This is a genomic window from Microbacterium resistens NBRC 103078 (genome assembly GCF_001552355.1).
Taxonomy (GTDB): domain Bacteria; phylum Actinomycetota; class Actinomycetes; order Actinomycetales; family Microbacteriaceae; genus Microbacterium; species Microbacterium resistens.
In genome coordinates, this window is the sequence record NZ_BCRA01000040.1 from 22,301 (window position 1) to 47,916 (window position 25,616).

Consider the following 25,616-nt stretch of genomic DNA (forward strand, 5'->3'; position numbering starts at 1 on the left):
GGCTCCTCACCCCCGCGGACGGGCGAAGTCCGGTCGCGTGCCGTAGCGCTCCAGCGTCTCGCGACTCAGCGATACCCCGAGGCCCGGTGCGCTCGGGATGGGCAGCATCCCGTCCGTGTCGAGCGTCCATCCGCCCTCGACGAGCGCATCGACGTACTCGGACCCGGTCTTGTACTCGACCAGGTCGGTGTGAGCAAGGGCTGAGGAGAGCTGCAGGTCGGCGGCGAGACCGATGGCTGTGTTCCAGCCGTGGGGGATCAGCCGGACCCCCGCGTCCTGGGCCGCCCAGCCGATTCGCCGGGACTCGCTGAGCCCGCCGCCCTTGGTGGTGTCGGGCTGGACGATGTCGAAGGCGCGGCGCGCGAGGTACGGGGCGAAGCTCTGCCGGCGCGTGAGCACCTCGCCGCCGCTGATGGGCACCGGTGAGCTCGCGCGGAGCTCGACGAACCCGTCGATGTCGTCCGGGGCCAACGCCTCCTCGAACCACGCCACGTCGTAGTCGGCGAGCATCCGCGCCGTCCGTTTCGCCCAGCTCAGTGAGCCGGGGAAGTACCCTTCGGATCCGCCCGCGTCCACCGCGAGCAGCGCGTCGCCGACCGCCTCCCTGGCCGCCGCGACCGTCCGCTCATCGGTGCGCGCGTCGACGCGCCCGAACTTCCACCAGCCGATCTTGAAGGCGCGGAACCCCTGAGCGGCGAGCGCGAGGAGGTTCTCGGTCATGGGGCCCTCCTCGTCCATGAGCACGGACGCGTACGGCCGCACCCGATCGCGGTACCGCCCGCCCAGGAGCGCCCCCACCGGCCGCCGCAGCGCCTGACCGGCGATGTCCCAGAGCGCGATGTCGATGGCGCTGGTGGCATGCGTCAGCGATCCGCCCCTGCCCATCCAGAACGCCGTCTGGTGCAGCGTCTCGGTGAGCCGCTCGACCTCCCGCGGGTCCTGCCCGTACAGGTGCGGAGCGAGCAGCTCGATCGCCCCACGAACGAGGCTCTCGCTGGTGAAGGCGCTGCCGATGCCGACGAGGCCCTCGTCCGTGTGGACCGCGACGAGGGTGTGGACGACGTCGTCCGGTTTCAGCTCGTTCGACCAGCCCCCCTCGGGCGTGGCCCCGCGCAGTCCGCATGTCTCGATGCCGGTGATCTTCATGAGCGCCTTTCCTCGGGATCGCCGTCGGTCACCGCCGACGTGAGTCATGACGATAGTCGATTGTCGACAATAAGCCAATTGTCGGCTAGCATCGGCGTCGGCGCGGAACGCCCGGCCCGGGAACGGCCGGCGCGATCGCCACGACGACGCGGCGTCGCGCGTGAGAACACCCACCCAGAGAAGGGCAGCACGATGAAGTACACCCGATGGATCACCGCCGGCGCGGCCGCCGTCCTCGCCGCAGCCGCGCTGACGGCCTGCACCTCCCCGACCACGTCCGCGACGAGTGCGGGCGAGAGCATCCTGACCAAGGTCCTCACCTCCAAGAAGCTCGTGGTCGGCGTCTTCGCGGATGCTCCGCCGTACGGGGTGCTCAGCAGCTCCGGCGAGTACGAGGGCTTCGACATCGACAAGGCGCAGGCCCTCGCGGACTCCCTGGGCGCCGAGATCGAGTTCGTGTCGACCACCAACGCGAACCGGATCCCGCTGCTGGAGACCGGCAAGGTGGACGTCGTCATCGCCGCCCTGACGAACCTCGACGAGCGGGCCCAGGTGGTCGCCATGACGCGCCCGTACGCCGCCGAGGGTCAGGTCGTGCTCGTGCCGAAGGGCAGCGACATCGACTCCTACGACGACCTGGCCGGGCGCACGGTCGCGGCCACCCGCGGCAGCGTGCCCGCGACGATCCTGGAGTCGCGCTTCCCCGAGGCGAAGGCGAGCCTGTTCGAGGCGGTCGCCGACTCGGTGCAGGCCCTGCGCAGCGCCAAGGTCGACGCGCTGATGGAGAGCCATTCCGTCGCGGCGGGGATCGTGGCCGAATCGGATGAGTTCACGATCGTGGACGCCCCCGAGCTCAGCCCCTCCGTGGTCTCCTTCGGCGTCAAGATGGGCGACCAGCTCTGGCTGAACTATCTGAACAACTTCCTCCTGAACTACAACATCAGCGACGCGGCGAACGACTCGTACAACGAGTGGCTCGGCACGGACGTCCCCGACCTGATCAAGTGACCCACGACGCCGGGTGGCGCGCGGCGCCACCCGGTCCGGAGGAAGAATGCAACTCTATTTCGGGGACCTCCTCCCCTACGCCGGCGTGCTGCTGGCCGGTCTCGGCGTCAGCATCCTGGTCACCCTCGCCGCGGTGGCGATCGGCAGCGTGCTCGGGATCCTCGTCCACCTCGCTCGCGCGTCGCACGTGGCACCCGCGCGCTGGCTGGGTGCGGCGTACATCGAGGTGATCCGCAACACACCGCTGCTGCTCCAGCTCTACCTCGTCTACTTCGCTCTCCCTTCGGTCGGGGTCAACCTGGACCCCGTCACCGCAGGGATCATCGCGCTGAGCGTGAACCACTCCGCGTACGTCGCCGAGATCTACCGCGCCGGATTCGCCTCCCTGCCGAAGGGCCTCGGCGAGGCCGCCGCCGCGCTGGGCCTCTCCCGCCGCACGACGTTCGTCCACGTGCTGCTCACCCCGGCCCTGCGCGCGGTCACGCCAGCGATGACCAACCAGGTGATCCTGCTGTTCCTGGCCTCGTCCATCGCCTCCGTCGTCGCCGTGCCCGAGCTCATGCACGTGATGATGGGCATCACCACGACCACGTTCCGCACGATCGAGACCTTCGTCGTCGGCGGGCTCATGTACTTCGCGGTCGCCTTCGTCATCGCGGCAGGATCCCGTGCCCTCGAATCCCGAGTCCGCTGGAAGGTGGCCTGATGTTCACTCCCCTCGACGGCCAGGACCTGTCGCTCATCCTCCAGGGGACGATCGTCACCCTGCAGATCTGCGCGCTCTCCGTCCTCTTCGGCGGCGCGCTGGGCCTGCTGTTCGGGATCGCCTCGACCGGCCCCGTCCGGGTCCTCCGGTGGATCGGCGCGATCTGGGTCGGCGCGATCCGCGGCGTCCCCGTCCTCCTCATCATCTTCTTCGTCTATTTCGGCCTGCCGCTGCTGTCCCCGGGGAGCAACGTCCCGGAGTACTGGGCCGCCGTCGTGGCGCTGTCGGTGTTCGCGTCGGCGTACGTCAGCGAGATCGTGCGCGGCAGCATCCAGGCGATCCCCCGAGGCCAGTTCGAGGCGGCGGAGGCGCTCGGCCTCTCCTACGTCTCGCGGCTGCGGTGGGTGATCCTCCCCCAGGCTGCCAAGATCATCGTCCCGCCCGGGATCGGCTTCCTCGTCATCCTCATCAAGGACAGCTCGCTCGTCGCCGTGATCGGCCTGATCGAGCTCACCAGGGCCGGGAACATCGTCGCGTCGCAGACCGGCCAGCCCATCTCCTCCTACCTCATCGTCGGAGCGGTGTACTTCGTCATCTGCTTCGCCCTCACCTCTCTCGCGCGCCGCTACGAGCGACGACTCAGCGTGCGCGTCGCGACGCCGAAGATCGGCGACGCCCTGACCCCGGCCAAAGGAGCCCGCCGATGATCACTGTCACTGACCTGCGTCTCAGCTTCGGGGACACCGAGGTCCTGCACGGCATCTCGTGCACGGTCGCCGAGAGCGAGGTCGTCTGCGTCATCGGCGCCTCGGGCTCGGGCAAGAGCACGCTGCTTCGCAGCATGAACGGCCTCGAGAAGCCGAGCCATGGCGCCATCGAGATCAACGGCCACCGTCTAGGTCCCGACGAGGCCAAGGCGGACCTGGAGGCCGTGCGGCGGGACGTCGGGATGGTGTTCCAGTCCTTCAACCTCTTCCCGCACCTCACGGTGGGCGACAACATCATGCTTGCCCCGCGCAAGGTCCTGGCGGTCTCCCGCGACGAGGCCCGCTCCCGCGCCGAGACTCTCCTGGAGAAGGTCGGTCTCCGCACCAAGATCGACGCCTACCCCGGCTCGCTCTCCGGCGGTCAGGCGCAGCGGGTGGCGATCGCCCGCGCACTGGCCATGCAGCCGCGGGTGATGCTCTTCGACGAGCCCACGTCCGCGCTGGACCCGGAGATCGTGGGCGAGGTCCTCGCCGTCATGCAGGAGCTCGCGGCCGAGGGCATGACCATGGTCGTCGTCACGCACGAGATGGGCTTCGCGCGCGAGGTGGCCGATCGCGTGATCTACATGGACCAGGGGCGCATCGTCGAGACCGGCGCCCCCGAGGCGCTGTTCGGCTCGCCTCGCGAGGAGCGCACCCGAGCCTTCCTGAGCAAGGTGCTCTGATGCTCGACACGCTCATCACCGGCGCCGACGTGCTCGACGGGACCGGCCGCCCCCCGCAGCGGCGCGACGTCGGCATCCTCGGCGACCGGATCGCGGTGCTCCCTCCCGGCAGCGGGACGGAGGCGGTGCGGATCGTCGACGCGGACGGCATGCTGCTCACGCCCGGCCTCATCGACCCGCACAGCCACAGCGACTGGTCGATCCTCGGCAACCGGGACGCGCTGAGCACCATCCATCAGGGCGTCACCACCGAGATCGTGGGCAACTGCGGCGTGACGTACGCGCCGGTCGCCGACCGCGACGCCGCCGCCACCCGTGCCGCGCTCGCCGCGTTCGGCTTCGAGGGCGGGGTGTCCTGGCGGGCCTTCGACGACTACCTCGCGCACGTGCACGGGGGCGGCACGGCGCAGAACCTGCTGTGGTTCGTCGGCCACACCGGACTGCGCCGGGCTGCCCGCGCGGACGCGGACGACACCGGCGTCGACCTCGACTCCGCCCTGGAGCGCCGGCTGCGGGAGGCCCTCGACGCCGGCGCGATCGGGATGTCGAGCGGGCTGGAGTACGGCGACGGACGCTTCGCGGACACCGCCGAGCTGCAGCGGCTCGCGCGCGTCCTCGGCGAGCGCGGGGCCATGTACGCCAGCCACATCCGCAACCGCGACAGCGCCCTCGCCGAGGCCGTCGACGAGTTCTTCGCCGTCGTGCGCGCCGGCGACGTGCGCGCACAGCTCTCCCACCTCAACGTGCGCCACGGCACCGGGGCGAAGGAGGACGCCTGGCTCCGCGCGGTCGATCGCCTGGGCAGGGAACGCGACCGCGGCACCGCCGTGCGCGCCGACATGACCCCGTACCCCGACGGGATCGGGCTCGCGACCGGGCTGCTGCCGGACTGGCTGCTGGCGGACGGCCCGATCGCGGCGGCGCGGCTCCTGCGGGACCCCGAGGTGCGCGCGCGGGTCCGCGCCGACGCGGACCGGTACTGGCGCTTCCTCCACCGGGGCGAATGGCATCGCGTCCGCCTGGGGGTGAGCCCGGCCACTCCGACCCTGGAGGGGCTGTCGTTCCCGGAGATCGCGGAGTCCACGGGGAAGGACGAATGGGACGCCCTGTTCGACGTCCTCGTCGCCGCCGGGGCCGACATGGGCGCCGTCCAGCTCCTGGGCGAGCTGTTCACCCCCGAGCACCTCGCGGAGGCCATCGGCCACGACGACTTCCTCCTGGGCGTGGACGCCTACACCAGCCGCCGGGACGGCCCGCTCGCGGCGCGGACCCGGCACCCCCTCTTCTCCTACGGGCACACGCACTACCTGTCTCACCACGTGCTGCGGACGGGGACGCTGAGCATGGCGACGGCGATCCACAAGATGACCGGAGCGGTCGCGGATCACTTCGGCATCCGCGACCGCGGCGTCGTGCGCGACGGAGCCATCGCCGACCTGGTCGTGTTCGATCCGGTCCGCCTCGCGTCCGTCGACACGTTCTCCGTGCCCGACGGCTATTCGGATGCGGCCCGCCACGTCTGGGTCAACGGCGTGCCGGCGGTGGCCGACGGGCTCCGCACGGCCCTGCGCCCCGGTCGGCGGTTGAGTGCGCGATGAGCAGGAATGTCGACAAAGTGCAATCGTGTTACGCTCCGGCCATGTCCGATCTGCACAGTCTTCCGCCCATCCCCGTCGCTTCTCGCCGAGAGGCCGTGGCGGATCGGCTGCGGGACGCCATCACCTCGGGCCAGCTCCAGCCCGGGCAGAAGCTCACCGAGATCGCCCTGTCCCAGCAACTCGGCACCAGCCGGGCCCCCGTCCGCGAGGCGCTGCGTCAGTTGGAACAGGAGGGCCTGGTCGTGTCCTACCCGTACCGGGGGACGGAGGTGCTCGGGGTCTCGCAGGAGGAGATCGAGAACGTCCTCGTCCCCGTGCGCATCTCGCTCGAGCAGTACGCCTTCCGCAAGGCCGTCCCGCTCCTGACGGAGGAGCGGCTGGCACAGCTGGAGACGATCATCGCCGACATGGAGAAGGCCGCGGCCGCCGGGGACGCGACGGCGCTCGCGGACCAGGACGTCCGGTTCCACGAGGCCGTCGTGACGTACTCCGCGCAACCGCACTGCCTGCAGATCTGGCGGTCGATCCAGCCGCGCGTCCGCGCGTACTTCCGCCGCGACGCCGGCTACTACCAGGACGCCTCCGAGATCGCCGCGCAGCACCGGGAGCTCCTCGCCGCCCTGCGCGCCGGCGACACCGAGGCGCTGGAGCAGGTCGTCGCCCACCACATCCGCACCCACTTCACGGAATCGGAGGCACCCCGGTCATGACGGACGTCGTCCTCGTCACCGGCGGCGCGAGCGGGATCGGTCGCGCCGTGGTCCGCGCGGCCGCCGCGCGCGGCGCCGCGATCGCGATCGTCGACGTGGACCCCGAGGCGGGGCGATCCGCCGGCGAGGAGGCCCTGTCCCTCGGCGCGGCCGGGATCGCGGTCCTCACCGCCGACACCGCGCGCGAGGAGGATGTGTCCGCCGCCGTGGTCGCCGCCGCCGAGCAGCTCGGACCACTCACCGGCGTCGTCGCCGCGGCGGGCATCGAGCGCAACGCCCGGCTCGGAGAGATCCCCGAGGACCTGTGGCGACGGGTCGTCGACGTCAATCTCACGGGGGTCTTCCACACGGTCCAGGAGGCCGCACGACGGTTCCGGGCCCAGCGCTCCCCGGGCGCGATCGTGTGCCTGTCCTCCCCGTCCGCGTTCACCGGGTTCGCCGGCGGGTCCAACGCCGCCTACGGCGCTTCGAAGGGCGGCGTGTCCGCACTGGTGCGCGCGGCGGCCATCGACCTCGCCGACGACGGGATCCGCGTGAACGCGGTGGTCCCCGGGGCCACGGACACGCCGATGCTCTACTTCGGGCTCAGCGGCGACGCTCTGGAGGCCGAGCGAGAGCGTCTCCGGGCGAGCGCCGAGGAGCAGATCCCGCTGCGGCGGATGGCGCGGCCGGACGAGATCGCCGAGGCCTGCCTGTGGCTGCTCTCGGACTCCGCCTCGTACGTCACGGGGAGTCACCTCGTGTGCGACGGCGGCCTGATGGCCCGGAGCGCGAATGACTTCTGACGTGCGGGACGACCGCGCCGGTCTCGGCGCACGGACCTGGGTCATCGCCGATGGATGCATCCCTCCCGGGAGCACCGGCGACGACCCCGCGCTGCAGAGCCACGAGAGCTTCTGCGTCCTGAACGCGGGCGATGAGGACGCGCAGATCATCGTCCTCGTGTACTTCGCCGACCGCGAGCCGGCGGGGCCCTACCGGCTCGTCGCGCCCGCCCGCCGCGCGTTCCACCAGCAGGTGAACCGACTCGACGACCCGGAACCGGTGCCGCCGGGCGTCGACTACTGCCTGGTGATCCGCTCGGACCGGCCGATCGTCGTGCAGCACACCCGGCTCGACTCGCGCCAGGCGGCCAACGCCCTGATGACGACGATCGCCTTTCCCGTCTCCCCCTGACCAAAGTGGTCGACAATCGACAAGAGGAGTTCCCCGTGACCCGCTCCCTCCCTCCTCGGCCGCACGGCGGTCGCCTCACTTCCCGCGTCGTCGTCATCTCCGTCGCGGCCGCCGTCGGCGGCTTCCTCTTCGGCTTCGACACCGCCGTCATCAACGGCGCCGTCCAAGCCATCGAGGACAACTTCGGCCTCTCCGCGGTGGGGCTCGGCGTCGTCGTCGCCGTCACGCTCGTCGGCGCGGCCCTGGGCTCACTGAGCGCCGGGAGCGTCGCGGATCGAATCGGACGACCGCGGACGATGGCGGTCGCGGGCGCCGTCTTCCTCGTCGCCGCGATCGGCTGCGGCCTCTCCCAAGGCCTGTGGGACCTGGCCCTGTGGCGCCTGCTCACCGGCTACGGGGTCGGCTTCGCCACGGTGATCGCGCCCCTGTACATCTCCGAGATCGCGCCGGCGGAGTTCCGTGGCCGGTTGTCGTCGATGCAGCAGATGGCGATCGTCCTCGGGATCTTCGCCGCACTGCTGTCCGACACCGGCATCGCGATGACGCTGGGCGGCGCCGACGCACAGCTGTTCCTCGGTCTCCCCGCGTGGCGCTGGATGTTCATCGCCGGCGTGGTGCCGGCGATCGTCTACCTCGTCGTGGCCTTCTCCGTCCCGGAGTCGCCCCGCCACCTCGTCGCCCGCGGCCGCAGCGACCAGGCGCACCGCGTCCTCGTGCGCCTCCTCGGAGTCTCCGAGGACCAGGCCCGACGGACCACGGAGGACATCGAGGCCACCCTGCGCGAGCGCCCGAGCGGGCGGCTGCGCGACGTGATCGACCGCCGGCGAGGCTTCCTCCCGCTCGTCTGGGTCGGGATCGGGATCGCGGCCCTGCAGGCGCTCGTCGGGATCGACGTCATCTTCTATTACTCCACCTCGCTGTGGCAGACGGTCGGGTTCGACGAGGAGGCGGCGTTCGGCCTGTCGGTGCTGAGCTCCTTCGTGAACGTCGTCGCGACCGTCGTCGCGATCCTGCTCATCGACCGCCTCGGTCGTCGCCGGCTCCTCCTGGCCGGATCGGTGGGGATGTTCGTCGCCCTCATCGTGGTGGCGATCGGGTTCTCCACCGCGACGATCGTCGACGGCGCCCCGGCCCTCCCGGGCCCCTGGGGCCCGGTCACCCTCATCGCGGCGAACCTCTTCGTCGTGTCGTTCGCGGTTTCCTGGGGCCCGGTCGTGTGGGTGCTCCTCGGCGAGATGTTCCCGAACCGGATCCGCGGCGTCGCGCTCTCGGTCTGCGCGTCGGCCAACTGGATCGCGGGCGTCGTCCTCAACTTCACGTTCCCGACCCTGCGCGACCTGTCGCTGCCGGGGAGCTACGCCGTGTACGCGGTCATGGCCCTGCTCTCCTGGCTCCTCGTGTACTTCTTCGTGCCGGAGACGAAGGGCAGGACGCTCGAGGAGATGCGCACCGAGGTCGTGCGCACCGCGGAGCGCAGCGGCCGGCGCGGCTGAGCCGCCGCCGGTCCGCCGCGGAGGGGCGGTCCGGGCGTAGCGTACGACGGGGAGGATCGGACGAGGAGGCCGTCATCGTGCGGATGAGCGTGGTGATCCCGGTGCGGGACGACGCGAGGATGCTCGACGCGTGCCTGCAGGCGCTGGCCGCGCAGAGCCGCCGGGCGGACGAGGTCGTCGTCGTGGACAACGCGAGCTCCGATGACGGCGCCGCCGTCGCGCGACGGCACGGCGCCCAGGTGGTCGCGGAGCCGGTCGTCGGCATCCCGCGGGCCGCGGCCACCGGCTACGACGCTGCGACCGGAGACGTCATCGCCCGGCTGGACGCCGACTCCGTGCCGGGGCCGGGGTGGCTCGCCGCGCTGGAGCGCGCCTTCGAGGGCGACCCGCCGCCGGACTTCGTCACCGGGGGCGCCCGGTTCTACGGCGCCTCCGCCGCGGTGCGGTGGGCGGGGCGCCACCTCTATATCGGCGGCATGTACGGCGTCCTCACCCCCTACCTCGGACACCCGCCTCTCTACGGATCGAACATGGCGATGCGCGCCGAGGCCTGGCGGACGCTGAGCGCCGAGGTGCACCGCGACGACCCGGGCATCCACGACGACCTCGACCTCTCGTTCCACATCCGACCGGACATGACGGTCCGCTACCTCCCCGACCTGATCGTCGACGTCTCGGCGCGCCCGTTCGACGGCTGGCCGTCTCTGCGCCGACGGCTCTCCCGCGTCGTGCCCACCCTGCGCCTGCATCCGTCCGGCGCACGCGCCATGCGGCACCGGCGAGCGCTGCGGGCGGCTCACGCCGCGCGGAGGTAGAGCTCCCGGAGGTCCAGGCACAGTTCGTGGGGCGTGGTCTCGCACGGGCTGTGGCCGGTGTCGTATGCCCGGATCTCCGCCCCGATCGCGCACGCGAAGCGCTCGTGCGCCGACAGCGGCCAGAGGTCGCGGCGACCCACCGCGACGAGCTTGGGCACGTCCAGGGCGCGCACCGCCGCACGCCGGTCGGGTGTGCGCATCATCAGCCCGATGATGTCGTCGACGCTGCGGCGGCTCGTCCGTGCGAACCGGGAGCGCACGAAGGCGAGTCGTCCGGGCGGCACCCGGTTCTTGTTCGTCATGATCCCCCAGATCATGAGCGACGCTCCGGTCCTCGGGCTCGCCAGCGGTGCCGCAGGCCCGAGCACCCGCATGCCGCGGAAGACGTTGCCGGATCCGGGCGGCGTCGTCAGCAGCGCCAGGGAGCGGATGAGCTCCGGATGACGGACGGCGACGAGCTGCGAGACGATCCCGGCGAAGGAGTAGCCGAGCAGGTGCGCGGGCGGGCCCGCCCGGAGGAACGCGACCAGGTCCTCCGCGAACAGCTCCTCGGTGAACGGCCGCCCCGGCGCGGGACCCGCCGCGGACGACTCCCATTGCCCGGCGAGGTCGAACGACTGCACGTGGTGGCCGGCGGACGCCAGGATCGGCATCATCCGGACGAAGTCCTCCTTCGACCCGGTGACGCCGGGGACCAGGACCACCCGCGGGGCCTGTGGATCGCCCATCGACACGACCGCCAGTTCACCGCTCGGTGCGGCGAACCGGCCGCGCACCGCATCCGGGGGCAGCTCCGTCCAGTCGATGTCCGCCAGGGCACGGTCGCGCTCTCTGGCGAGGAGCCGTTCGGCGTCCAGCGACGACGAGGTGGTCACGGGACACACGATATCCGCGCCGGACCGGGTCGGGGCGGAGCGCTGCCCGGTCGCGCTCAGACGGCGACGGCCACGCCCATGCGGCGCGGATCCCCGCAGGAGCGCATCTCTCCCGTGACGGGGTCGACGGTGATGCCGTCGAAGTTCCCCGTCATGGAGTTCCAGGGACCGATCTCGCGCGTCCACAGCCGGTTCCGACCAGCCCATCGACGGATGTCCTGCAGGATCGCGTCCGGGAAGCCGGACTCCAGGGTGGTCCCGGGAACCCAGCCTCGCGCGGGCTCGTGCGGGCGGGCGCCGAACCTGGGCTCGGCGACGCTCTGCTCGATCGGCATTCCGAAGTCCATCAGGTTGACGAGGTTCTGCAGCACGCAGGCGACCAGGGACACGGACGGAGACCCTGCGACGATCACCGGGGCGCCGTCGCGCAGCACCATGCTGGGCGCGAGGTAGATCGTGGCGCGCTCGCCGGGCTGAGGCATGACCCGCTGGAAGAAGGATCCGCCGCCGGCGAGCTGGAAGCCCTCGGCGAAGAGGCCGTTCACCCAGGGCGACGCCATGTGGGAGTGGGTCAGGGTGGCCACGTTGTGCGCCGCGTCGATGACCGAGAGGTGGATCGTCCCGGGGGTCGGCGGCGCCGTCCCCGCGGGCCCCGCGAGGGTGTCGAGGAGGGCGAAGCGCTGCCGGCCGTACTCCTTGGACAGCAGCACGTCCATGACCCGCGCGTCGTCGCGGAACCGCCGCTCCCGCGGGGCGGCGTAATACACCGCGTTGTGGGCGGCGATGAGCGCGGAGAGCGTCTCGGGCGAGGCGCTGGCCGGGCCGAGCGCGGCGAGGTCGAGGTTCTCCAGGATGTTGAACGCCTCGACCAGCTGAAGGCCGCCGTCATCCGGCGGAGCCGACCCGACGATCTCGAAGCCCCGGTATGTCCCGCGGACCGGGTCCGCCCACTCCGGCTCGTACGCGTGGAAGTCCTCGGGGGTGATCACGCCCCCGTCGGCGTCGCTCGCCGCGCAGAACGCGCGGGCGAAGTCGCCCAGGTAGTAGTCCATGCCCTCGTCGCGCAGCCGCTCCAGGGTCCGCGCCATGCGTTCCTGCCGCAGCTCCTGTCCCGGGCCGATGAGCGATCCGTCGCGGAAGTACATCTCCCGCGCCTGCGGATCGCGGCCCAGGTTCTGCCGGGCGTTGTACATCTCGCCGAACAGGTAGGGCGAGACCGCGAATCCCTCGCGGGCGATGTCGATGGCCGGGGCGAGCAGGCGGGCCACGGGCATCGTCCCGAACCGCTCGTGCGCGGCGGTGAAGGCCGGCCACCATCCGGGAACGGGCACGCCCCGGGCGCGGGTGAGGTCGGCTCCGCCGAAGTCCGGCAGGGGGGCGAGCGGCGCGTTGACGTTGCCCGACAAGTAGGCGGCGACCCCGGTCGACGCCTCGCGGTAGACGAGGGAGACCCCGCCGGTGATCGCCGTCATGTGCGGCTCGGTGACGAGCTGCGTCGCGGCGACGGCGAGCGCGGCATCGAGGGCGTTGCCCCCGTCGCGGAGCACCGCCGCCCCGGCCTCCACCGCGATCGGCTCGGAACTGACGACCATCCCGGCGGAGCCGGTCGCCACCTGCTTGACCCCGAACCGACCGGGCGTCGCGTACTCGGCTCTCATGACTCCTCCTCGTGCCCGCACGTCCGGACGTTCATCGCGGGTCGCCCGCTTCCCGGCGCGCGCGCTGGACCGCCGGGTCCGGCACGGGGATCGCGCCGAGCAGGGTGCGCGTGTACTCGTTCTCGGGATCGTGGATGACGTCCGCGGTGGGACCGTCCTCGACCACCCTGCCGTCCTTCATGACGAGCACGCGGTCCGAGATCGTCGAGACGACGTACAGGTCGTGGCTGATGAAGATGCAGGCGAAGTCGTGCTCCCGCTGGAGACGCGCGAGCAGTTCCAGCACGGTCACCTGCACGGTGACGTCCAGCGCCGAGGTCGGCTCATCGGCGATGAGCACGTCCGGCCGGTGGGAGACCGCCCTCGCGATGGCGACCCTCTGCCGCTGCCCGCCGGAGAGCTCGTGACGGCGCCGGTCGATCCAGTCCGGGTCGAGGTCGACGTCGGCGAGCAGGTCCCTCGCGCGGCGACGCAGCTCACGTGCGTCGCGCTCCGCGCCGCTGCGCCACAGGGGCTCGGTCACCACCCGCCACAGCGGGAGGCTGGGATCGAGCGACGAGGTCGGATCCTGGAACACGACGCCCAGTCGCGAGAGCGCCTTGCGCCGCCTCCGCCCCCGCAGCCCGACCAGCTCCGTGCCCGCCAGCGTGACCGACCCGCCGGTCACGGGGGCGAGGCCCAGGATCGCGCGGGCGATCGTGGACTTGCCGGACCCCGACTCCCCGACGATGCCGAGCGTCTCCCCCCGCGCCACCGTCAGGCGAGCGGACTGGACGGCGGCGCCGCGTCCTCCCCCGGCGTGCGGGGCGCGCAGACCCCGCCGCCGGTACTCCACGACGAGATCGCGCACCTCGATCGCGGGGCCGCGGTCCGCCGGGTCTTCGGACTCCCCCTCGGGCGGCGTCGCCTCGGCGCTCTCTGCGCCGTGCAGCACGCGCGCGGCGGCGAGCAGCGAACGGGTGTACTCGTGCTGGGGGTTCTCGAAGATCGAGAACACGTCACCCGCCTCGACGACGCGGCCGTGCCGCATGACCACCACGGCATCGGCGATGTCGGCGACGACCCCCATGTCGTGGGTGACGAAGACCATGCCCATGCGCTCCCGCTGCACGAGCTCACGGAACATCGACAGGAGGTTCCGCTGGGTGGTGACGTCGAGGGCGGTGGTCGGCTCGTCCGCGATCAGGAGCTTGGGCTCCCATGCCACGGCGCCGGCCGCCATGATCCGCTGCCGCTGCCCGCCGGAGAGCTGATGCGGGTAGCGGCGCAGCAGGTCGTCGTGACCGCCCAGGCCGACGAGGTCCAGCAGCTCCTGCGGCTCACGTCGGCGCCCGCGGCCGTGGCCCTCATGCGCGCCGATGGCCTCGGACAGGAAGTCGCCGACGGTGTGGAGCGGGTTCAGCGCGGTCATCGGCTCCTGGTACACGCAGGCGATCTCCGCTCCCCGGCGCCGGCGCATCTCCGCCTCCGTGGCCCCGATGAGCTCGACCCCGTCGAAGCGGATCGATCCGGCCCGCGAGATCCCGGGCGGAAGGAGGGCGGGGACGGCCATGGCCGTCATCGACTTGCCGGCGCCGGACTCGCCCACCAGGGCCACGACCTGACCACGCGCCACGGTGAACGAGACGCCGTGCACGATCGGCGTGCCGTCGACGGCGATCTCCAGGTCCGTGACCTCCAGCAGGATGTCGTCCTGTGCGTTCATGCGTTGACCCCCTGTCCGACCGGCGTGCCGGTGCCTCCCTGACCCAGCGGCGATCGCCCGGTCCGGCGGCGACGCGTGACGCCCCGCGGGTCGAGCAGATCGCGGACCCAGTCCGCGACGTACCCCAGCGAGACCAGCAGCGCGACGAGGACGATGCTCGGGATCAGGAGCTGCCACGGGCTCTGCATGAAGTACTGCTGTCCGGTCGCGATCATGAGGCCGAGCGACGGACGCGGCGGGGTGATCCCGAGTCCGAGGAAGCTCAGGCCCGACTCCAGGCCGACGGCGAACGCGAGGGTGAGGAACCCCTGCGCGAGCACGAGCGGCCCCACGCCCCGCAGCAGCGGTCCGCGGATGATCTGCCAGCGGGTCCCGCCGAACAGCTCCGCCGACTCCACGTACAGCGCCTGGCGCAGCGACAGCACCTCACCGTAGGTCAGCCGCGCGAAGCTCGGGAAGAAGGCGATCGTGCACACCGCCACCACGGTGAGGTCGCTGGCCCCGTACAGGGACACGATCAGCATCGCGAAGACGAGGTTGGGGAAGGCGAGGACGATGTCGACCGTCCGCATCAGCAGGAGGTCGGCGAGTCCGCGGAAGTACGCGGCCAGGATGCCGATCAGCGTGCCGAGGAGGGCGGCGAGAAGGGTCCCCGACGCGCAGACGATGATCTCCGTGCGCAGCCCGACGACGAGACGGGCGAAGGTGTCGCGGCCGAGATTGTCGGTTCCGAGCGGATGCCCCGGGGTTCCCACCGGCGCGAACGCGTTGGCCACGTCCTGCGCGAGCGGGTTCACCGGGCTGAGGATCGGGTAGACGAAGATGAACAGGACGACGAGCAGCATCACGCAGCTCGTCACGAAGAGTCCAGGACTGGACCTTCTCCACAGGGAACGGACGGCGGTCTTCATCGGGGTCACCCCTCCACTCGGGGGTCGAGGAATCGGTACAGGAGGTCCACGAGCAGGTTCGTCAGGATGAACACGACGGCGAAGAGGATCACGATCCCCTGCACCAGCGGATAGTCCCGCCCGTTGATGGCGTTCAGCAGGGTTCCGCCGATGCCCGGCCAGTTGAACACCTGCTCGATGAGCACCGTGGCGCCCAGGAGGCCGCCGAGCTGCAGGCCGGCGACGGTCACCACGGGGTTCAGCGCATTGCGGAAGACGTGACGCCGGAACACTCGTCCCGGCGCAAGCCCCATCCCCCTGGCCGTGCGCACCCAGTCCTCCCGCCGAACCGACAGGATCGACGTCCTCGTCACACGACCGACGATCGCGAGGAAGCCGAACGACAGCGCCAGGCTCGGCAGGAAGGCGTGGTAGAGGAACGGCCCGATGCCGTCCTCGGGCGCGCGGTACCCGAGGGAGGGGAACCAGCCGAGGCCGAGGCCGACGACGAGGGACAGGAAGATCGCGATCACGAAGCCCGGCGTGGACACCGCGACCGAGATGAGCCCGGACAGGACCCGGTCCAGGACGCTGCCCGGCCAGTTGCCCGAGAGCACCCCGAACGCGATGCCCACCGCGCCGCCGATCACCAGCGCCATGATCACGAGGACCACGGTGTTGCCCAGCGGAGCGGCGATGATCTCCGTCACCGGCGCCGAGTACTTGATCGAGTCTCCGAGGTCGCCCCGGATGAGGTCCGCCAGATACGTCACGTACTGCACCAGCAGCGGGCGGTCCAGCCCGAGCTCCTTCTCCAGGGCCGCGACGGCGGCGGGGTTGACGTCCCCGCCGCCGGCGCCTCCCTGGAGGATGATCGCCGCCGGCCCGCCCGGAACGGCGTGCAGCGCCAGGAAGACGGCCGTCACGACGCCCCAGACGGTGACGACACCGAGTCCGAGCCGAAGCAGTATGTAGCGAATCATTGAGAACCCATCCGATCCCTGGACGCCGTGGCGGCGCGACTCAGTTCGTGAGACGTGCCCCGGCCAGGCTGTACATCGAGGAGTAGACGATCGGCCCGCTGAGCATCTCGAAGCCCTCGAGGGCGTCCGAGTACGCGTAGGCGGCGGCGCCCTGGCCCCACGTCACGAAGGGCACGTCCTCGAGGTAGATCTCCCCGATCTCACGGTAGATCGCCTCGCGCTCCGGGCCGTCCGGGGTCTTCGCGCCCTCGTCCAGCAGTGCGGCGTAGAGGTTCTGGTCGATGCCGAAGCTGCGAACGAACGTCGGTCCGCCGATGAACGCGCCGGTGAGCGCCGACGGGTCGTTGATGGCGGCGGGCGGGCCGCCGATCATCAGGTCGTAGGACCCGCTGTTGCCCTTGGCGATCTGGTTGGCGTAGTCGCCGGTCTCGATCTCGACCGTGATGCCGATCTCCTCCAGATCGCTCTTGATGACCTGTGCGCGCTCGCTGTAGCCGAAGTACTGGGAGTTGGTGAGCAGGGTGAGGCTGAACCCGCCGTCGGGGTACCCGCCCTGAGCGAGCAGATCCTTCGCCTTGTCGACGTCCTGGGCGAAGTGGGACGCCTGCTCCTTGTCGAAGTACTCGCTGTCCTCCGGGATCGGCAGACCGCCGTTGGAGGTTCCGTAGCCGAGCGTCCCGACCTCGTTCAGCGCCTCCAGATCGAGCGCGTACGCGATGGCCTGCCTGACCTGCGGCACCGCCAGCGGCCCCTCGGTGAGGTTGAACTGGAGAGCCCCGTACAGACCGTGCGCCGTGTCGAGGGTGATGCCGTTCGCGTTCTCGAGCGTCGCGTAGTCGGCGGCGGGGACGTAGTCGATGAACTGCACCTGACCGCTGACGAGCGCCTTGACCCGCGTCTGCGCGTCGGCCATGAACGTCATGTCGATCTCGTCCAGCTGCACCGCATCGGCGTCGTAGTAGTTCGGGTCCGCCTCCAGCGTGTAGGAGACGCCCTTCTTGTACTCGGTCACCATGAACGGCCCGGCCCCGATCGGCGTCCCGTCGGCGGCGACGGCCTCCTCCGGCACGATCGCGTTGAGCGGGTTCGCGATGACTTTGGGCAGAGCCGTCTGCGGCTCCGTCAGACGGAGCACGACGGTGGTGTCGTCGGGGGTGTCGATCGCGGCGATGTTCGCGAAGGAGGTCTGGTCGGCGGCGCCGTTCTCCGGCACGGCCAGGAACTCGAACGTCCGCTTGACGTCCTCCGAGGTCAGCTCCTCGCCAGTGGAGAAGGCCAGTCCGTCCCGGAGCGTGAAGGTGTACGTCAGTCCGTCGTCGCTCACCTCGTAGTCCGACGCCAGGGCCGGCACGACCGCGCCGTCGGGCCCGTAGGAGAGGAGGCCTCGACGCACGAGCGTGATGAGCTGCCGGTTCGCCGAGCCCTGGTCGACACCGGTCTTGAAGCCGGGGGGCTCGGCCGAGAATCCGATCGAGAGGGTCTGATCGGCGGCCGCCTCCCCGCCGCCGGCCGCCGCGCCCTGATCGCTCGCGCAACCGGCGAGCCCCAGGGTGGCGGTCATGGTGGCGACGCCGGCGAGGGCGATCAGGCGCGCGCCGCGCCGGGACCGGCCTGCGGCGAGCCGTCGGGTGATGAGACTGTCCATAGCTGTGATTCCGTCCTTGAGGGCCCCGTGGGGCGTGAGGAAGAGCGTCGTCCTCGGCGGCGATGCCGAGCTCCTGGCACGGTCGCCTCGAGCCGTTCGGGTGCTCCGAGGCGTCCTGCCCGGTTCTGCGGTGAACCTCCTCCTCCTGTCTTCGTCGTTGGGAGAACTGCGAGAATCCGAACCGGTTTGGGAACGTTCCCTACCGGCTTCCGTCCCACTCTGACGCACGTTGGGAACGATGTCAATATCATGGGGGAAGATTTACCGTGCGGTGATCTGCGGCCGGGCCGGCGCGATCCCGTCCGCTACGATGCGATCGACCGAGGGGGAACCACGCATGGCGCACGGAGCAGTGACGATCATCGACGTCGCCCGGGCCGCGGGGGTGTCGAAGTCGGCGGCCGCACGCGTGCTCGCGCAGAACGGATCGGCGAGCGACGTCACCCGGAAGAAGGTCCTCGAGGCCGCGGATCGCCTGGGCTACCGGCCCAACCAGTTGGCCAGGGCCATGAAGTCCGGCGCCACGAACACGATCGGCATCGTCGTGCCGGACGTAGCGATCCCGTTCTTCTCCGCGGTCCTGCGAGGACTCACCGACACGGCCCGAGCGGCAGGCTTCGAGGTCCTGGTGAGCAACACCGACAACGACGCCGACATCGAGGCGCGGTCGCTGGAGCTGCTGGCCGAGCAGCGTGTCGACGGCATCGTCATCGCACCGGTGTTCCAGCCCGAGCCCTCGGCGCTGATCCGGCTGCAGAACGAGGGCATGCCCATCGTCCTCCTCGACCGCCGGATGCCCGGGCTGGAGGAGCTGCCGCTCGTCTCGATCGACCACGTCGACGCCACGGAGCAGGCTGTCCGCTCGCTCATCGAGCTGGGGCATCGCCGGATCGCTCTGCTGACCGAGGCGGTCCAGGTGCACTCCACCCTGGAGGCCTTCACCGAGGGTCCGGGCCAGGGCTCCGACGTGTCGCTGCTGCGTCCGTCCGCGCAACGCCTGATCGGCTATCTCCGGGCGCTGCGCCAGGCCGGGATCGCCATCGACGAGGACCTGATCATCCGCTCCGGCTACACCACGGAGCTCGCCCAGGAGGCGGTCGAGGCCTTCCTCGACCGCTCCCCCGACGTCACGGCCCTCCACGCCACCGACGCGGTGCTGAGCTCGGGCGCCTATCGGGGCATCCGCTCCCGCGGACTCCGCATCCCCGAGGACCTCTCCCTGATCGGCTTCGACGATCAGGACTGGACGACGATGGTGCAGCCGCCCGTCTCCGTGGTCGAGCAGCCGCGACAGCGCCTGGGGGCGACCGCCACCACGACCCTCGTCGGCATGATCCGCGGCGGGACGGCGGAGCCGCGGCGCCAGATGCTCGCTGCCGAGCTGCTGGTGCGCGGTTCCGCCGCCCCGCGGTGACACGGATCGTTCAGGCGCGATAGCGCCGCGCGGTGGCCTCCGAGACGCGGCCGTCGCGGACGTCCGCCTCCAGCGCGTGCTCCTCCCGTGCGGACGGGTCCCCGTAGCCGCCGGCGCCCGCGGTCTCGATCGAGGCCCATTGCCCGGGCTGCAGCACCGTGTATCCGTGGTCGATGGGGCGGGCGCCCTCGCTGAGCACGCATCGGGCCGAGGCGCCGGGGCCCCCGCCGAACACGCCCCACGGCTGCGAGCGCTGGCGGCTCGTGTCCAGCCAGAAGTGGACGTCCGCGGCCTCCGCCCGGATCCGCCGACGGATCCCCATCCCGCCGCGGTGCTCCCCGATGCCGCCGGAGTCCTCGATAAACTCGTAGGCCTCCACCATGAGCGGATACTCGGTCTCCAGGCTCTCCACCGGGAGGTTCGAGGTGTTGGTCATGTGGACCTGGACGCCGTCGAGGCCGTCCTTGTTGTGACGGGCGCCGCTTCCGCCGCCGATCGTCTCCAGGTAGACGAAGTCCCGACCCCGTGCCGGGTCGTGGCCGGAGAAGTGCACGCCGGTGTTCGCCCCGTTCGACGCCGCCGTGATGCGCTCCGGGACGGCCTCCGCGAGGGCCCCCTGGATGAGGTCCACGATCCGCTGACAGGTCTCGCTGCGGCCGTTGACCGCGGCGGGGGCCGAGCAGTTCACGATCGAGTTCTCCGGCGCCTCGATCGTCACCGGGCGGTACAGGCCCGCGTTCGGCGCGATGTCCGGATCGATCATCGTCTTGATCGTGTAATAAACCGCGGCGTAGAGACCGGTCCACACGACGTTGACGCTCGCCCGCACCTGCGGAGGGTTCCCGGCGAAGTCGAACAGCATCCGCTCGCCGCTGACGACGATGCGCACGCGGAGCACCAGCTCGTCGTCGAGCTCCGGGCAGTCGAAGCGGTCCTCGAAGGAGTACTCCCCGTCGGGGAACTCCGCGATCGCCGCACGGGTGCGTCGCTCGGTGTAGTCCAGGAGCTCCGCGCCGATCGCCTGGACGACCTCGGTGCCATGGCGCTCGCACAGTTCGCCGTAGCGTGTCACGGCCACCCGCAGCGCCGCCTCCTGCGCGCGCAGGTCCGCGATGCGCTCCTCCGGCACCTGGCAGTTCAGCAGGATCAGCTGGAGCAGCTCCTCCTGCCGCACGCCCTCCCGGACGAGGTGGACGGGCGGGATCCGGATGGCCTCCTGGAAGATGTGCGCGTGCCCCCGGTCGCCGAAGTCCGCGTGATGGGCCAGCGTGGCCGCCCAGGCGCGCAGCTCCCCGCCGACGAAGATCGGCGTGGCGAGGACGATGTCGGGAAGATGGGATCCGCCGCCGGTGTACGGGTCGTTGCCGATGAAGACGTCCCCGGGCCGGATCTGCTCCATCGGGTACTGCGCGCGCAGCGCGGCGACGATCCCCATCAACGAGCCCAGGTGCAGCGGCGAGCCGCCTTCGTCCTGGGCGATGGCCTGCCCCTCGGCGTCGAAGAGGCTCGCCGTGCAGTCGCGGCGCTCCTTGATGTTCGGCGAGTACGCCGCCTTCACCAGGGTCTCGCTCATCTCCTCGACGATCGTCGAGAGCGCTGAGCCCACGACCTCGACGAGCACCGCGTCCAATTCGATGGCGGTCATGACTGGTCTCCGATCTCCACGATGAGGTTCCGATAGGCGTCCACGCGGCAGACGTCGGACGGCAGCAGCACCGTCGTGGTGTCCATCTGCTCCACGATGGCGGGGCCCGTGACGACGTCGCCCGGGGTCAGACGGGCGCGGTCGTACACGGGGGTGTCGACGTAGCCCTCCGCGGGGTCGAAGCAGGTGCTGCGCGTGCCGATGATCGCCTTCTCCGGCTCCGAGGCGCGGATCTCGTCGCGTCGGACGTCCACGTGGGCCGCCGAGCCCGACGCTTCGAGACGGAACGTGACGACCTCCACGGTCGCGTCCTCCGAGCGATAGCCGTACACCCGCTCGTGGGCCTCGTGGAACAGCTCGACCACGGCGTCGACACCGTCGCGCGCGAACCGGTGCCCCGCAGGCACCTCCACCGCGAGCTCGAAGTTCTGGCCGCGGTAGCGGAGGTCCAGTCGGGGCCGCAGCGTGCGCCCGGCCTCCTCCACCTCCTCCTCGACGAACCAGGCCGCGGCGCGCTCGGTGAGCTCGTCGAAGACCTCGTCGACGTCCGCGGCCGTGGACTCGTCGACGCGGGTGATGTGGGTCCGCATGAAGTCCGTCTTCACATCGGTCATGAGCAGGCCGAGAGCCGACTGGGCGCCGGGGATCTCCGGGACGACCATGGTCTTCATGCCCAGCTCGCGCGCGAGGCGCGAGGCGTGCAGCGGACCGGCGCCACCGAACGGGACGAGGGCGTAGGCGCGGGGGTCGTATCCCCGCTGGACGCTGACGACGCGGATCGCCCTGGCCATGTTCGCCGTGACGACGCGCAGGATCCCGAGCGCGGTCTCCTCGACGGAGAGTCCCAGCGGCTCGGCCAGCCGGGCCACGGCCGCGACCGACGCCTCGCGGTCGATCTTCATCTGGCCGTTCAACAGGTAGTCCGGGTTGAGCATCCGAAGGACGACGTTCGCGTCGGTGACGGCCGCGTCGGTCCCGTTGCCGTAGCACGCGGGACCGGGGAAGGCCCCCGCGCTCTGCGGCCCGACGCGCAGGTGGTTTCCGCTGTCGATCCAGGCGAGGGACCCGCCGCCGGCGCCGACCGTGTGGATGTCCAGCATCGGCGAGCGCACGGGACGCCCGTCCAGCTCCATCCCGGCGGTGACCTTCGGCCGCCCCTCCTGAACGAGGGAGATGTCGGAGGACGTGCCGCCCATGTCGAAGGTGATGATGTCCTCGAAGCCGGCGGCCGCGCAGATCTGCGCGGCGCCCACGACGCCGGTGCTCGGCCCGGACAGGACCAGGCGCACCGGGAGGGCCTCGGCGGTCGAGAACGGGATCACGCCGCCGTTGCTCTGCGTCACGTGCGGCACGGCCGTCAGCCCTCGGTCGGCGAGGACGCCGCGGAGCCGAGCGAGGTAGTTCGCGACCACGGGACCGACATACGAGTTGGTCACCACCGTCGACAACCGCTCGTACTCGCGGAACTCCGGAAGGACGTCGCAGGAGAGCGAGACGTACACGTCCGGCATCTCCTCGCGGATGATCTCGCCGATGCGCCGCTCGTGGTCGGGGTTGAGGTAGCTGTAGAGCAGGCAGACGGCGATCGCGCCGACCCCCGCCCCCCGCAGCTCCCGGACCGCCCGGCGCACGTCGGCCTCGTCGAGCGGCGTCTCGACCGCTCCGGTGTGCCGCACCCGCTCGGTGACCTCCATCCGCAGGTGCCGAGGAACCTGCGGGGTCGGCTTGTCCGCCTGCGGGTCGTACATGCTCGGCCGGCGCCCTCGTCCGAGCTCCAGCAGATCGCGGAACCCGCGGGTCGTGATGAGGCCGGTGCGCGCGCCGCGCCCCGTCAGCAGCGCGTTGGTGCCGACGGTCGTCCCGTGCGCGAAGTAGCCCACCTCGCCGATCTCACGCCCGCCGATCTGATCGAGGATCTCCGTGACCCCCTGGACGATGGCCCGACCCGGGTCGTCCGGGGTGCTCGAGACCTTGCGCACGTGGACGCGTCCCGTCTCCTCGTCGAACGCGCAGACATCGGTGAAGGTTCCTCCCGTGTCCACTCCGATGCGAAGGGTCATGCCGTCACCGCTTCTTCCTGGTCGTCGTTGCTGTCGTCGGTCGAGTGGAGGCGCCGCACGGCCTCCGCGTCGAAGGGGATGCCGTGCTCGAACGCGCCGTTCACCTGGCACACCTGGGCGGCATGGGCGCTCGCCGCGACCAGCGTCGAGCGGATGCTGCGTCCGGTGCCCAGTCCCACCAGGACTCCGGCGATGAACGCGTCTCCCGCTCCGAGAGTGTCTCGCACATTCACCCGGTCCGCCTCCTGGTGGCGGATGCCCTCGGCGGATCCGAGGAGCGCGCCCGCCGCCCCCATCGTGACGAGCGCATGCTCGGCGCCGGCGTCGAGGGCGCGCGCCACGAGCGCCCTCGCCTCGGGTTCCGCCAGGTGGCCGCCCGAGAAGCTGGCGAGGTGGAGGTGCCGCAGGTACGGGAGGACGGACGCCTCGTCGAATCGGCTGCCGAAGTCGAAGGAGACCCGCGTCCGCGCCGCCATCTCCGGGATGCGATCGAGCAGCGGCCCCGCGTAGCCCGAGTGCACGACGTCGAACGCCGCCATGGCCTCCAGCTGCGCGGAGTCCAGGTCGAACAGCGCCGTGGTCCGATCCGAGCGCAGGAAGACGCGATCGTTGCCGATCAGCTCCACGTCCGCGGTGGCGTTGGGGGCGTGGACCACCCGCGTGAGGGCGGTGTCGACGTGCTCCGCCTCGAGGGCCCGCAGGATCTGGCGGCCTGCGGCATCGTCCCCCAGGACCCCGAGGTAGCCGGCCCGCGCACCGAGCCGAGCGGCGAACACCGCGACGTTCACCGCGTTCCCGCCCGGGTACATCATCGCCTGATGCAGGTATCGATCGGCGACGTTGTCACCGGCACCGAGGACTCTCATCGGTCGCTCCCGCCCCGCTCAGTAGGCGATCTTGTACATGTAGCGACGCTGGGAGGTGTCGTGCCCCCGCCGAGCGGCCACATGGTCGAGCACGCGCCGCTCCGCGCTCATCAGGGCGAGGACGCTCAGGTCCGGACGCGCCGCCGCGGGGATGCCCGGAAGGCTGAAGCCCGCCGTGTCGACGGCGGCCGAGTTGCGCGTGCGGGCCTCGGCGAAGCGGACGACGCGCTCGCCGAGCGCGCGGCTGTCGTCCTCGGCCACCAGCGTCACGACGGTGGTGTCCTCGAGGATCATCTCCAGCGGGCCGTGGAAGAAGTCCCCCGCGTTGATGGCGGCGGAGTTCATCCAGCTCATCTCCTGGAAGTAGCACCAGGCCATCATCTTCGCCATGCCGTACGCCGGCCCGCCGCCGACGATGTAGCTGAGGGGCGCGATGGGGGCGGCGAGGAGGTCGGCGACGCGCTCCCCCGCGTCCGCGACCTCGTCCTTCACCGCGCGGAGCGCGCCGGGCAGCGCCGGGATGCCGGCACGGAGGTCGGCGGCCTTCTCCGGCGCGCCGTACGCCTCCAGCAGAGCCGCCGCGATCTGCTCGTTGTGCACGAGCTTGGGCTCGGTGATCGAGATGGTGTCCGGATAGTCGAGGTGGACGTCGCCGATCCGCGACAGCCCGTTGTCCCCCTGACGGGAGATGCCCGCGACGAGCGCGCCGCGCGCCTTCGCGAACTCCGCGGCGGCGACGGTCTCGGGCGTGTTGCCGGAGTGCGAGGCCGCGACGACGAGCGCCTTCTCGTCCAGCCCCACCGGAGCGCGGGAGGTGAGCTCGGCGCTGGTGATCCGCTGGGTGACCAGCTCGGGCGCGTATCGGTCGAGCAGGTCGAACGCGGGGTAGGTGCCGAAGTGCGATCCGCCGCAACCGACGAGGTAGACGCGCTCGACACCGCGCTCGACCGCGCGCGCCACCAGGGACCGCGCCTTGCCGTCCTGGTCGATCGCATGCTGCACGCACGCCTCGAAGTCGTCCGGAACCGGGATCAAGTCGCTCATCGCCATCGCTTTCTCTGCGTCGGATCGCCCTGCGGGCCAAGAATGTGGAACGTTCCCACACAGGTACTCTGACGCAGATTGGGAACGGTGTCAATAGTGGCGAGGACAACGATCCCGACTCGACTCGGCGAGTCGGGCAATCCCGCAGGCCGGCAGACTCGCGGCGGAAACGGCGTCAGGCCGGGACGACCGGCGTCCAGGCGTCGTCGTCCGCGGCGGGCCCTGCGGTGGCGGATCCGTCGAACCGGTCGATCCGGAACCGTTCCAGCACCGGGGAGGCCGCCCCGGTGTCGATCTCCTCGGCGAGCAGCTCGCCGAGGATGAGCCCGAGCGTGGCGCCCGAGTGGGTGAACAGCACCGACAGCCCCGGCACGACGGGCACCGCGCCCACGACGGGGTCGCCGTCCGCCGGGATCGGCTTCGGGCCGGCCGCGACGCGCCTCGCCCGGAGGCTCTCCGTCCGCGCGAGGACGCGGGACGCTTCGTCGAGGAGCCCCGTCACGGTCTCCGCGGGCACCGTCCACGTCCCGTCCTCGGAGCGGCGCACGGTCCGCGCCGCCCACCCCGAGTCGAGCGCGAGGCCTCCGTCGGGAAGGGGGCGGACGGCCACGCGCGGGGTGTTCATGACCATCCGCACGCGCTCGGCCAGCGGCGCGGTGTGCACGATGCACGACGGGACCGTGGCCTCCGGCAGCGCGACGCCGACCGTCGCGAGCAGGGCGGGCGTGGCCGCTCCGGCGGCGAGGA

General features: G+C 71.3%; 23 protein-coding genes. 11 read left to right on the plus strand and 12 right to left on the minus strand.

The genetic code is table 11. The features are described 5' to 3' along the window. Window positions 1-6: 6 nt before the first annotated feature. Window positions 7-1,146, minus strand: coding sequence for a mandelate racemase/muconate lactonizing enzyme family protein (locus MR1_RS08330; protein WP_067244948.1), 1,140 nt, complete (start codon window positions 1,144-1,146; stop codon window positions 7-9). 192 nt (window positions 1,147-1,338) lie between these two features. On the opposite strand from MR1_RS08330, the gene MR1_RS08335 reads away from it, so the two are divergent. The 10 genes from MR1_RS08335 (at window position 1,339) to MR1_RS08380 (ending at window position 10,084) form a co-directional block, all read left to right on the plus strand. Then, the gene (locus tag MR1_RS08335) at window positions 1,339-2,154 is read left to right on the plus strand and encodes a transporter substrate-binding domain-containing protein (protein ID WP_084344462.1); all 816 of its coding nucleotides are present in this window, start codon (window positions 1,339-1,341) and stop codon (window positions 2,152-2,154) included. Window positions 2,155-2,200: 46 nt separating this feature from the next. Then, a complete protein-coding gene (locus tag MR1_RS08340; protein WP_067244951.1) occupies window positions 2,201-2,860 on the plus strand; it encodes an amino acid ABC transporter permease in 660 nt (219 codons plus the stop codon). Then, entirely contained in the window at window positions 2,860-3,567 is a 708-nt protein-coding gene (locus MR1_RS08345; protein ID WP_067244953.1) for an amino acid ABC transporter permease, read from the plus strand. Before MR1_RS08340 ends, MR1_RS08345 begins: the two co-directional genes overlap by 1 nt. Then, window positions 3,564-4,292, plus strand: coding sequence for an amino acid ABC transporter ATP-binding protein (locus MR1_RS08350; protein WP_067244955.1), 729 nt, complete (start codon window positions 3,564-3,566; stop codon window positions 4,290-4,292). The genes MR1_RS08345 and MR1_RS08350 overlap by 4 nt, the downstream gene beginning before the upstream one ends. Continuing rightward, on the plus strand, window positions 4,292-5,890 hold the full coding sequence (locus MR1_RS08355) for an N-acyl-D-amino-acid deacylase family protein (RefSeq protein WP_067244958.1): 1,599 nt from the start codon (window positions 4,292-4,294) through the stop codon (window positions 5,888-5,890). The genes MR1_RS08350 and MR1_RS08355 overlap by 1 nt, the downstream gene beginning before the upstream one ends. 41 nt (window positions 5,891-5,931) lie before the next feature. After that, a complete protein-coding gene (locus tag MR1_RS08360) occupies window positions 5,932-6,600 on the plus strand; it encodes a GntR family transcriptional regulator (protein ID WP_067244960.1) in 669 nt (222 codons plus the stop codon). Further along, window positions 6,597-7,385: an SDR family NAD(P)-dependent oxidoreductase gene (locus MR1_RS08365; protein ID WP_067244962.1), complete on the plus strand. Its 789-nt coding sequence runs from the start codon at window positions 6,597-6,599 to the stop codon at window positions 7,383-7,385. Before MR1_RS08360 ends, MR1_RS08365 begins: the two co-directional genes overlap by 4 nt. Continuing rightward, complete coding sequence (locus MR1_RS08370; protein ID WP_067244964.1) at window positions 7,375-7,776, plus strand: sensory rhodopsin transducer; 402 nt, start codon at window positions 7,375-7,377, stop codon at window positions 7,774-7,776. The genes MR1_RS08365 and MR1_RS08370 overlap by 11 nt, the downstream gene beginning before the upstream one ends. 35 nt (window positions 7,777-7,811) lie before the next feature. Beyond that, complete coding sequence (locus MR1_RS08375; protein ID WP_067244966.1) at window positions 7,812-9,269, plus strand: sugar porter family MFS transporter; 1,458 nt, start codon at window positions 7,812-7,814, stop codon at window positions 9,267-9,269. An 83-nt stretch (window positions 9,270-9,352) separates the two neighbouring features. Further along, window positions 9,353-10,084: a glycosyltransferase family 2 protein gene (locus MR1_RS08380; protein WP_067244969.1), complete on the plus strand. Its 732-nt coding sequence runs from the start codon at window positions 9,353-9,355 to the stop codon at window positions 10,082-10,084. On the opposite strand, the gene MR1_RS08385 is transcribed toward MR1_RS08380, so the two are convergent. The 6 genes from MR1_RS08385 to MR1_RS08410 are packed head-to-tail and all read right to left on the minus strand — an operon-like array spanning window position 10,066 to window position 17,840. After that, window positions 10,066-10,959: an alpha/beta fold hydrolase gene (locus tag MR1_RS08385; RefSeq protein ID WP_174522522.1), complete on the minus strand. Its 894-nt coding sequence runs from the start codon at window positions 10,957-10,959 to the stop codon at window positions 10,066-10,068. The two genes, MR1_RS08380 and MR1_RS08385, sit on opposite strands and share 19 nt — an antisense overlap. Window positions 10,960-11,015: 56 nt before the next feature. Then, on the minus strand, window positions 11,016-12,617 hold the full coding sequence (locus MR1_RS08390; protein WP_067244974.1) for a gamma-glutamyltransferase: 1,602 nt from the start codon (window positions 12,615-12,617) through the stop codon (window positions 11,016-11,018). 31 nt (window positions 12,618-12,648) lie between these two features. Beyond that, window positions 12,649-14,322 carry a dipeptide ABC transporter ATP-binding protein gene (locus tag MR1_RS08395; protein WP_084344463.1) on the minus strand — a complete coding sequence of 558 codons (1,674 nt, stop codon included), beginning with the start codon at window positions 14,320-14,322 and terminating at the stop codon, window positions 12,649-12,651. After that, complete coding sequence (locus tag MR1_RS08400; protein WP_084344464.1) at window positions 14,319-15,233, minus strand: ABC transporter permease; 915 nt, start codon at window positions 15,231-15,233, stop codon at window positions 14,319-14,321. Before MR1_RS08400 ends, MR1_RS08395 begins: the two co-directional genes overlap by 4 nt. A 5-nt stretch (window positions 15,234-15,238) precedes the next feature. Beyond that, on the minus strand, window positions 15,239-16,195 hold the full coding sequence (locus MR1_RS08405; RefSeq protein ID WP_067244979.1) for an ABC transporter permease: 957 nt from the start codon (window positions 16,193-16,195) through the stop codon (window positions 15,239-15,241). 40 nt (window positions 16,196-16,235) lie between these two features. Beyond that, window positions 16,236-17,840: an ABC transporter substrate-binding protein gene (locus tag MR1_RS08410; RefSeq protein WP_067244982.1), complete on the minus strand. Its 1,605-nt coding sequence runs from the start codon at window positions 17,838-17,840 to the stop codon at window positions 16,236-16,238. Between the two features lie 337 nt (window positions 17,841-18,177). Here MR1_RS08410 and MR1_RS08415 point away from each other — a divergent pair, with 337 nt between their 5' ends. After that, a complete protein-coding gene (locus MR1_RS08415) occupies window positions 18,178-19,254 on the plus strand; it encodes a LacI family DNA-binding transcriptional regulator (RefSeq protein WP_169797667.1) in 1,077 nt (358 codons plus the stop codon). 10 nt (window positions 19,255-19,264) lie between these two features. Here MR1_RS08415 and MR1_RS08420 read toward each other — a convergent pair whose 3' ends face one another. The 5 genes from MR1_RS08420 to MR1_RS20050 form a co-directional block, all read right to left on the minus strand. Beyond that, window positions 19,265-20,899 carry a hydantoinase B/oxoprolinase family protein gene (locus tag MR1_RS08420; protein WP_067244986.1) on the minus strand — a complete coding sequence of 545 codons (1,635 nt, stop codon included), beginning with the start codon at window positions 20,897-20,899 and terminating at the stop codon, window positions 19,265-19,267. Beyond that, on the minus strand, window positions 20,896-22,959 hold the full coding sequence (locus MR1_RS08425) for a hydantoinase/oxoprolinase family protein (protein ID WP_067244988.1): 2,064 nt from the start codon (window positions 22,957-22,959) through the stop codon (window positions 20,896-20,898). Before MR1_RS08425 ends, MR1_RS08420 begins: the two co-directional genes overlap by 4 nt. Continuing rightward, window positions 22,956-23,825 (minus strand): PfkB family carbohydrate kinase, encoded by an 870-nt coding sequence (locus MR1_RS08430; RefSeq protein ID WP_067244990.1) that lies wholly within the window; start codon window positions 23,823-23,825, stop codon window positions 22,956-22,958. Before MR1_RS08430 ends, MR1_RS08425 begins: the two co-directional genes overlap by 4 nt. An 18-nt stretch (window positions 23,826-23,843) precedes the next feature. Continuing rightward, entirely contained in the window at window positions 23,844-24,869 is a 1,026-nt protein-coding gene (locus MR1_RS08435) for an SIS domain-containing protein (RefSeq protein ID WP_169797668.1), read from the minus strand. 175 nt (window positions 24,870-25,044) lie between these two features. Further along, on the minus strand, window positions 25,045-25,616 hold a 572-nt coding region (locus MR1_RS20050), incomplete at its 5' end, for an FAD-dependent oxidoreductase (RefSeq protein ID WP_169797669.1).

Excerpts from the sequence above, each read along its gene's own strand:
- MR1_RS08330 (WP_067244948.1), bottom strand. The coding sequence starts at position 1,146 with ATGAAGATCACCGGCATCGAGACATGCGGACTGCGCGGGGCCACGCCC.
- MR1_RS08335 (WP_084344462.1), top strand. The coding sequence starts at position 1,339 with ATGAAGTACACCCGATGGATCACCGCCGGCGCGGCCGCCGTCCTCGCC.
- MR1_RS08340 (WP_067244951.1), top strand. The coding sequence starts at position 2,201 with ATGCAACTCTATTTCGGGGACCTCCTCCCCTACGCCGGCGTGCTGCTG.
- MR1_RS08345 (WP_067244953.1), top strand. The coding sequence starts at position 2,860 with ATGTTCACTCCCCTCGACGGCCAGGACCTGTCGCTCATCCTCCAGGGG.
- MR1_RS08350 (WP_067244955.1), top strand. The coding sequence starts at position 3,564 with ATGATCACTGTCACTGACCTGCGTCTCAGCTTCGGGGACACCGAGGTC.
- MR1_RS08355 (WP_067244958.1), top strand. The coding sequence starts at position 4,292 with ATGCTCGACACGCTCATCACCGGCGCCGACGTGCTCGACGGGACCGGC.
- MR1_RS08360 (WP_067244960.1), top strand. The coding sequence starts at position 5,932 with ATGTCCGATCTGCACAGTCTTCCGCCCATCCCCGTCGCTTCTCGCCGA.
- MR1_RS08365 (WP_067244962.1), top strand. The coding sequence starts at position 6,597 with ATGACGGACGTCGTCCTCGTCACCGGCGGCGCGAGCGGGATCGGTCGC.
- MR1_RS08370 (WP_067244964.1), top strand. The coding sequence starts at position 7,375 with ATGACTTCTGACGTGCGGGACGACCGCGCCGGTCTCGGCGCACGGACC.
- MR1_RS08380 (WP_067244969.1), top strand. The coding sequence starts at position 9,353 with ATGAGCGTGGTGATCCCGGTGCGGGACGACGCGAGGATGCTCGACGCG.
- MR1_RS08390 (WP_067244974.1), bottom strand. The coding sequence starts at position 12,617 with ATGAGAGCCGAGTACGCGACGCCCGGTCGGTTCGGGGTCAAGCAGGTG.
- MR1_RS08395 (WP_084344463.1), bottom strand. The coding sequence starts at position 14,322 with ATGAACGCACAGGACGACATCCTGCTGGAGGTCACGGACCTGGAGATC.
- MR1_RS08400 (WP_084344464.1), bottom strand. The coding sequence starts at position 15,233 with ATGAAGACCGCCGTCCGTTCCCTGTGGAGAAGGTCCAGTCCTGGACTC.
- MR1_RS08405 (WP_067244979.1), bottom strand. The coding sequence starts at position 16,195 with ATGATTCGCTACATACTGCTTCGGCTCGGACTCGGTGTCGTCACCGTC.
- MR1_RS08410 (WP_067244982.1), bottom strand. The coding sequence starts at position 17,840 with ATGGACAGTCTCATCACCCGACGGCTCGCCGCAGGCCGGTCCCGGCGC.
- MR1_RS08415 (WP_169797667.1), top strand. The coding sequence starts at position 18,178 with ATGGCGCACGGAGCAGTGACGATCATCGACGTCGCCCGGGCCGCGGGG.
- MR1_RS08420 (WP_067244986.1), bottom strand. The coding sequence starts at position 20,899 with ATGACCGCCATCGAATTGGACGCGGTGCTCGTCGAGGTCGTGGGCTCA.
- MR1_RS08425 (WP_067244988.1), bottom strand. The coding sequence starts at position 22,959 with ATGACCCTTCGCATCGGAGTGGACACGGGAGGAACCTTCACCGATGTC.
- MR1_RS08430 (WP_067244990.1), bottom strand. The coding sequence starts at position 23,825 with ATGAGAGTCCTCGGTGCCGGTGACAACGTCGCCGATCGATACCTGCAT.
- MR1_RS08435 (WP_169797668.1), bottom strand. The coding sequence starts at position 24,869 with ATGAGCGACTTGATCCCGGTTCCGGACGACTTCGAGGCGTGCGTGCAG.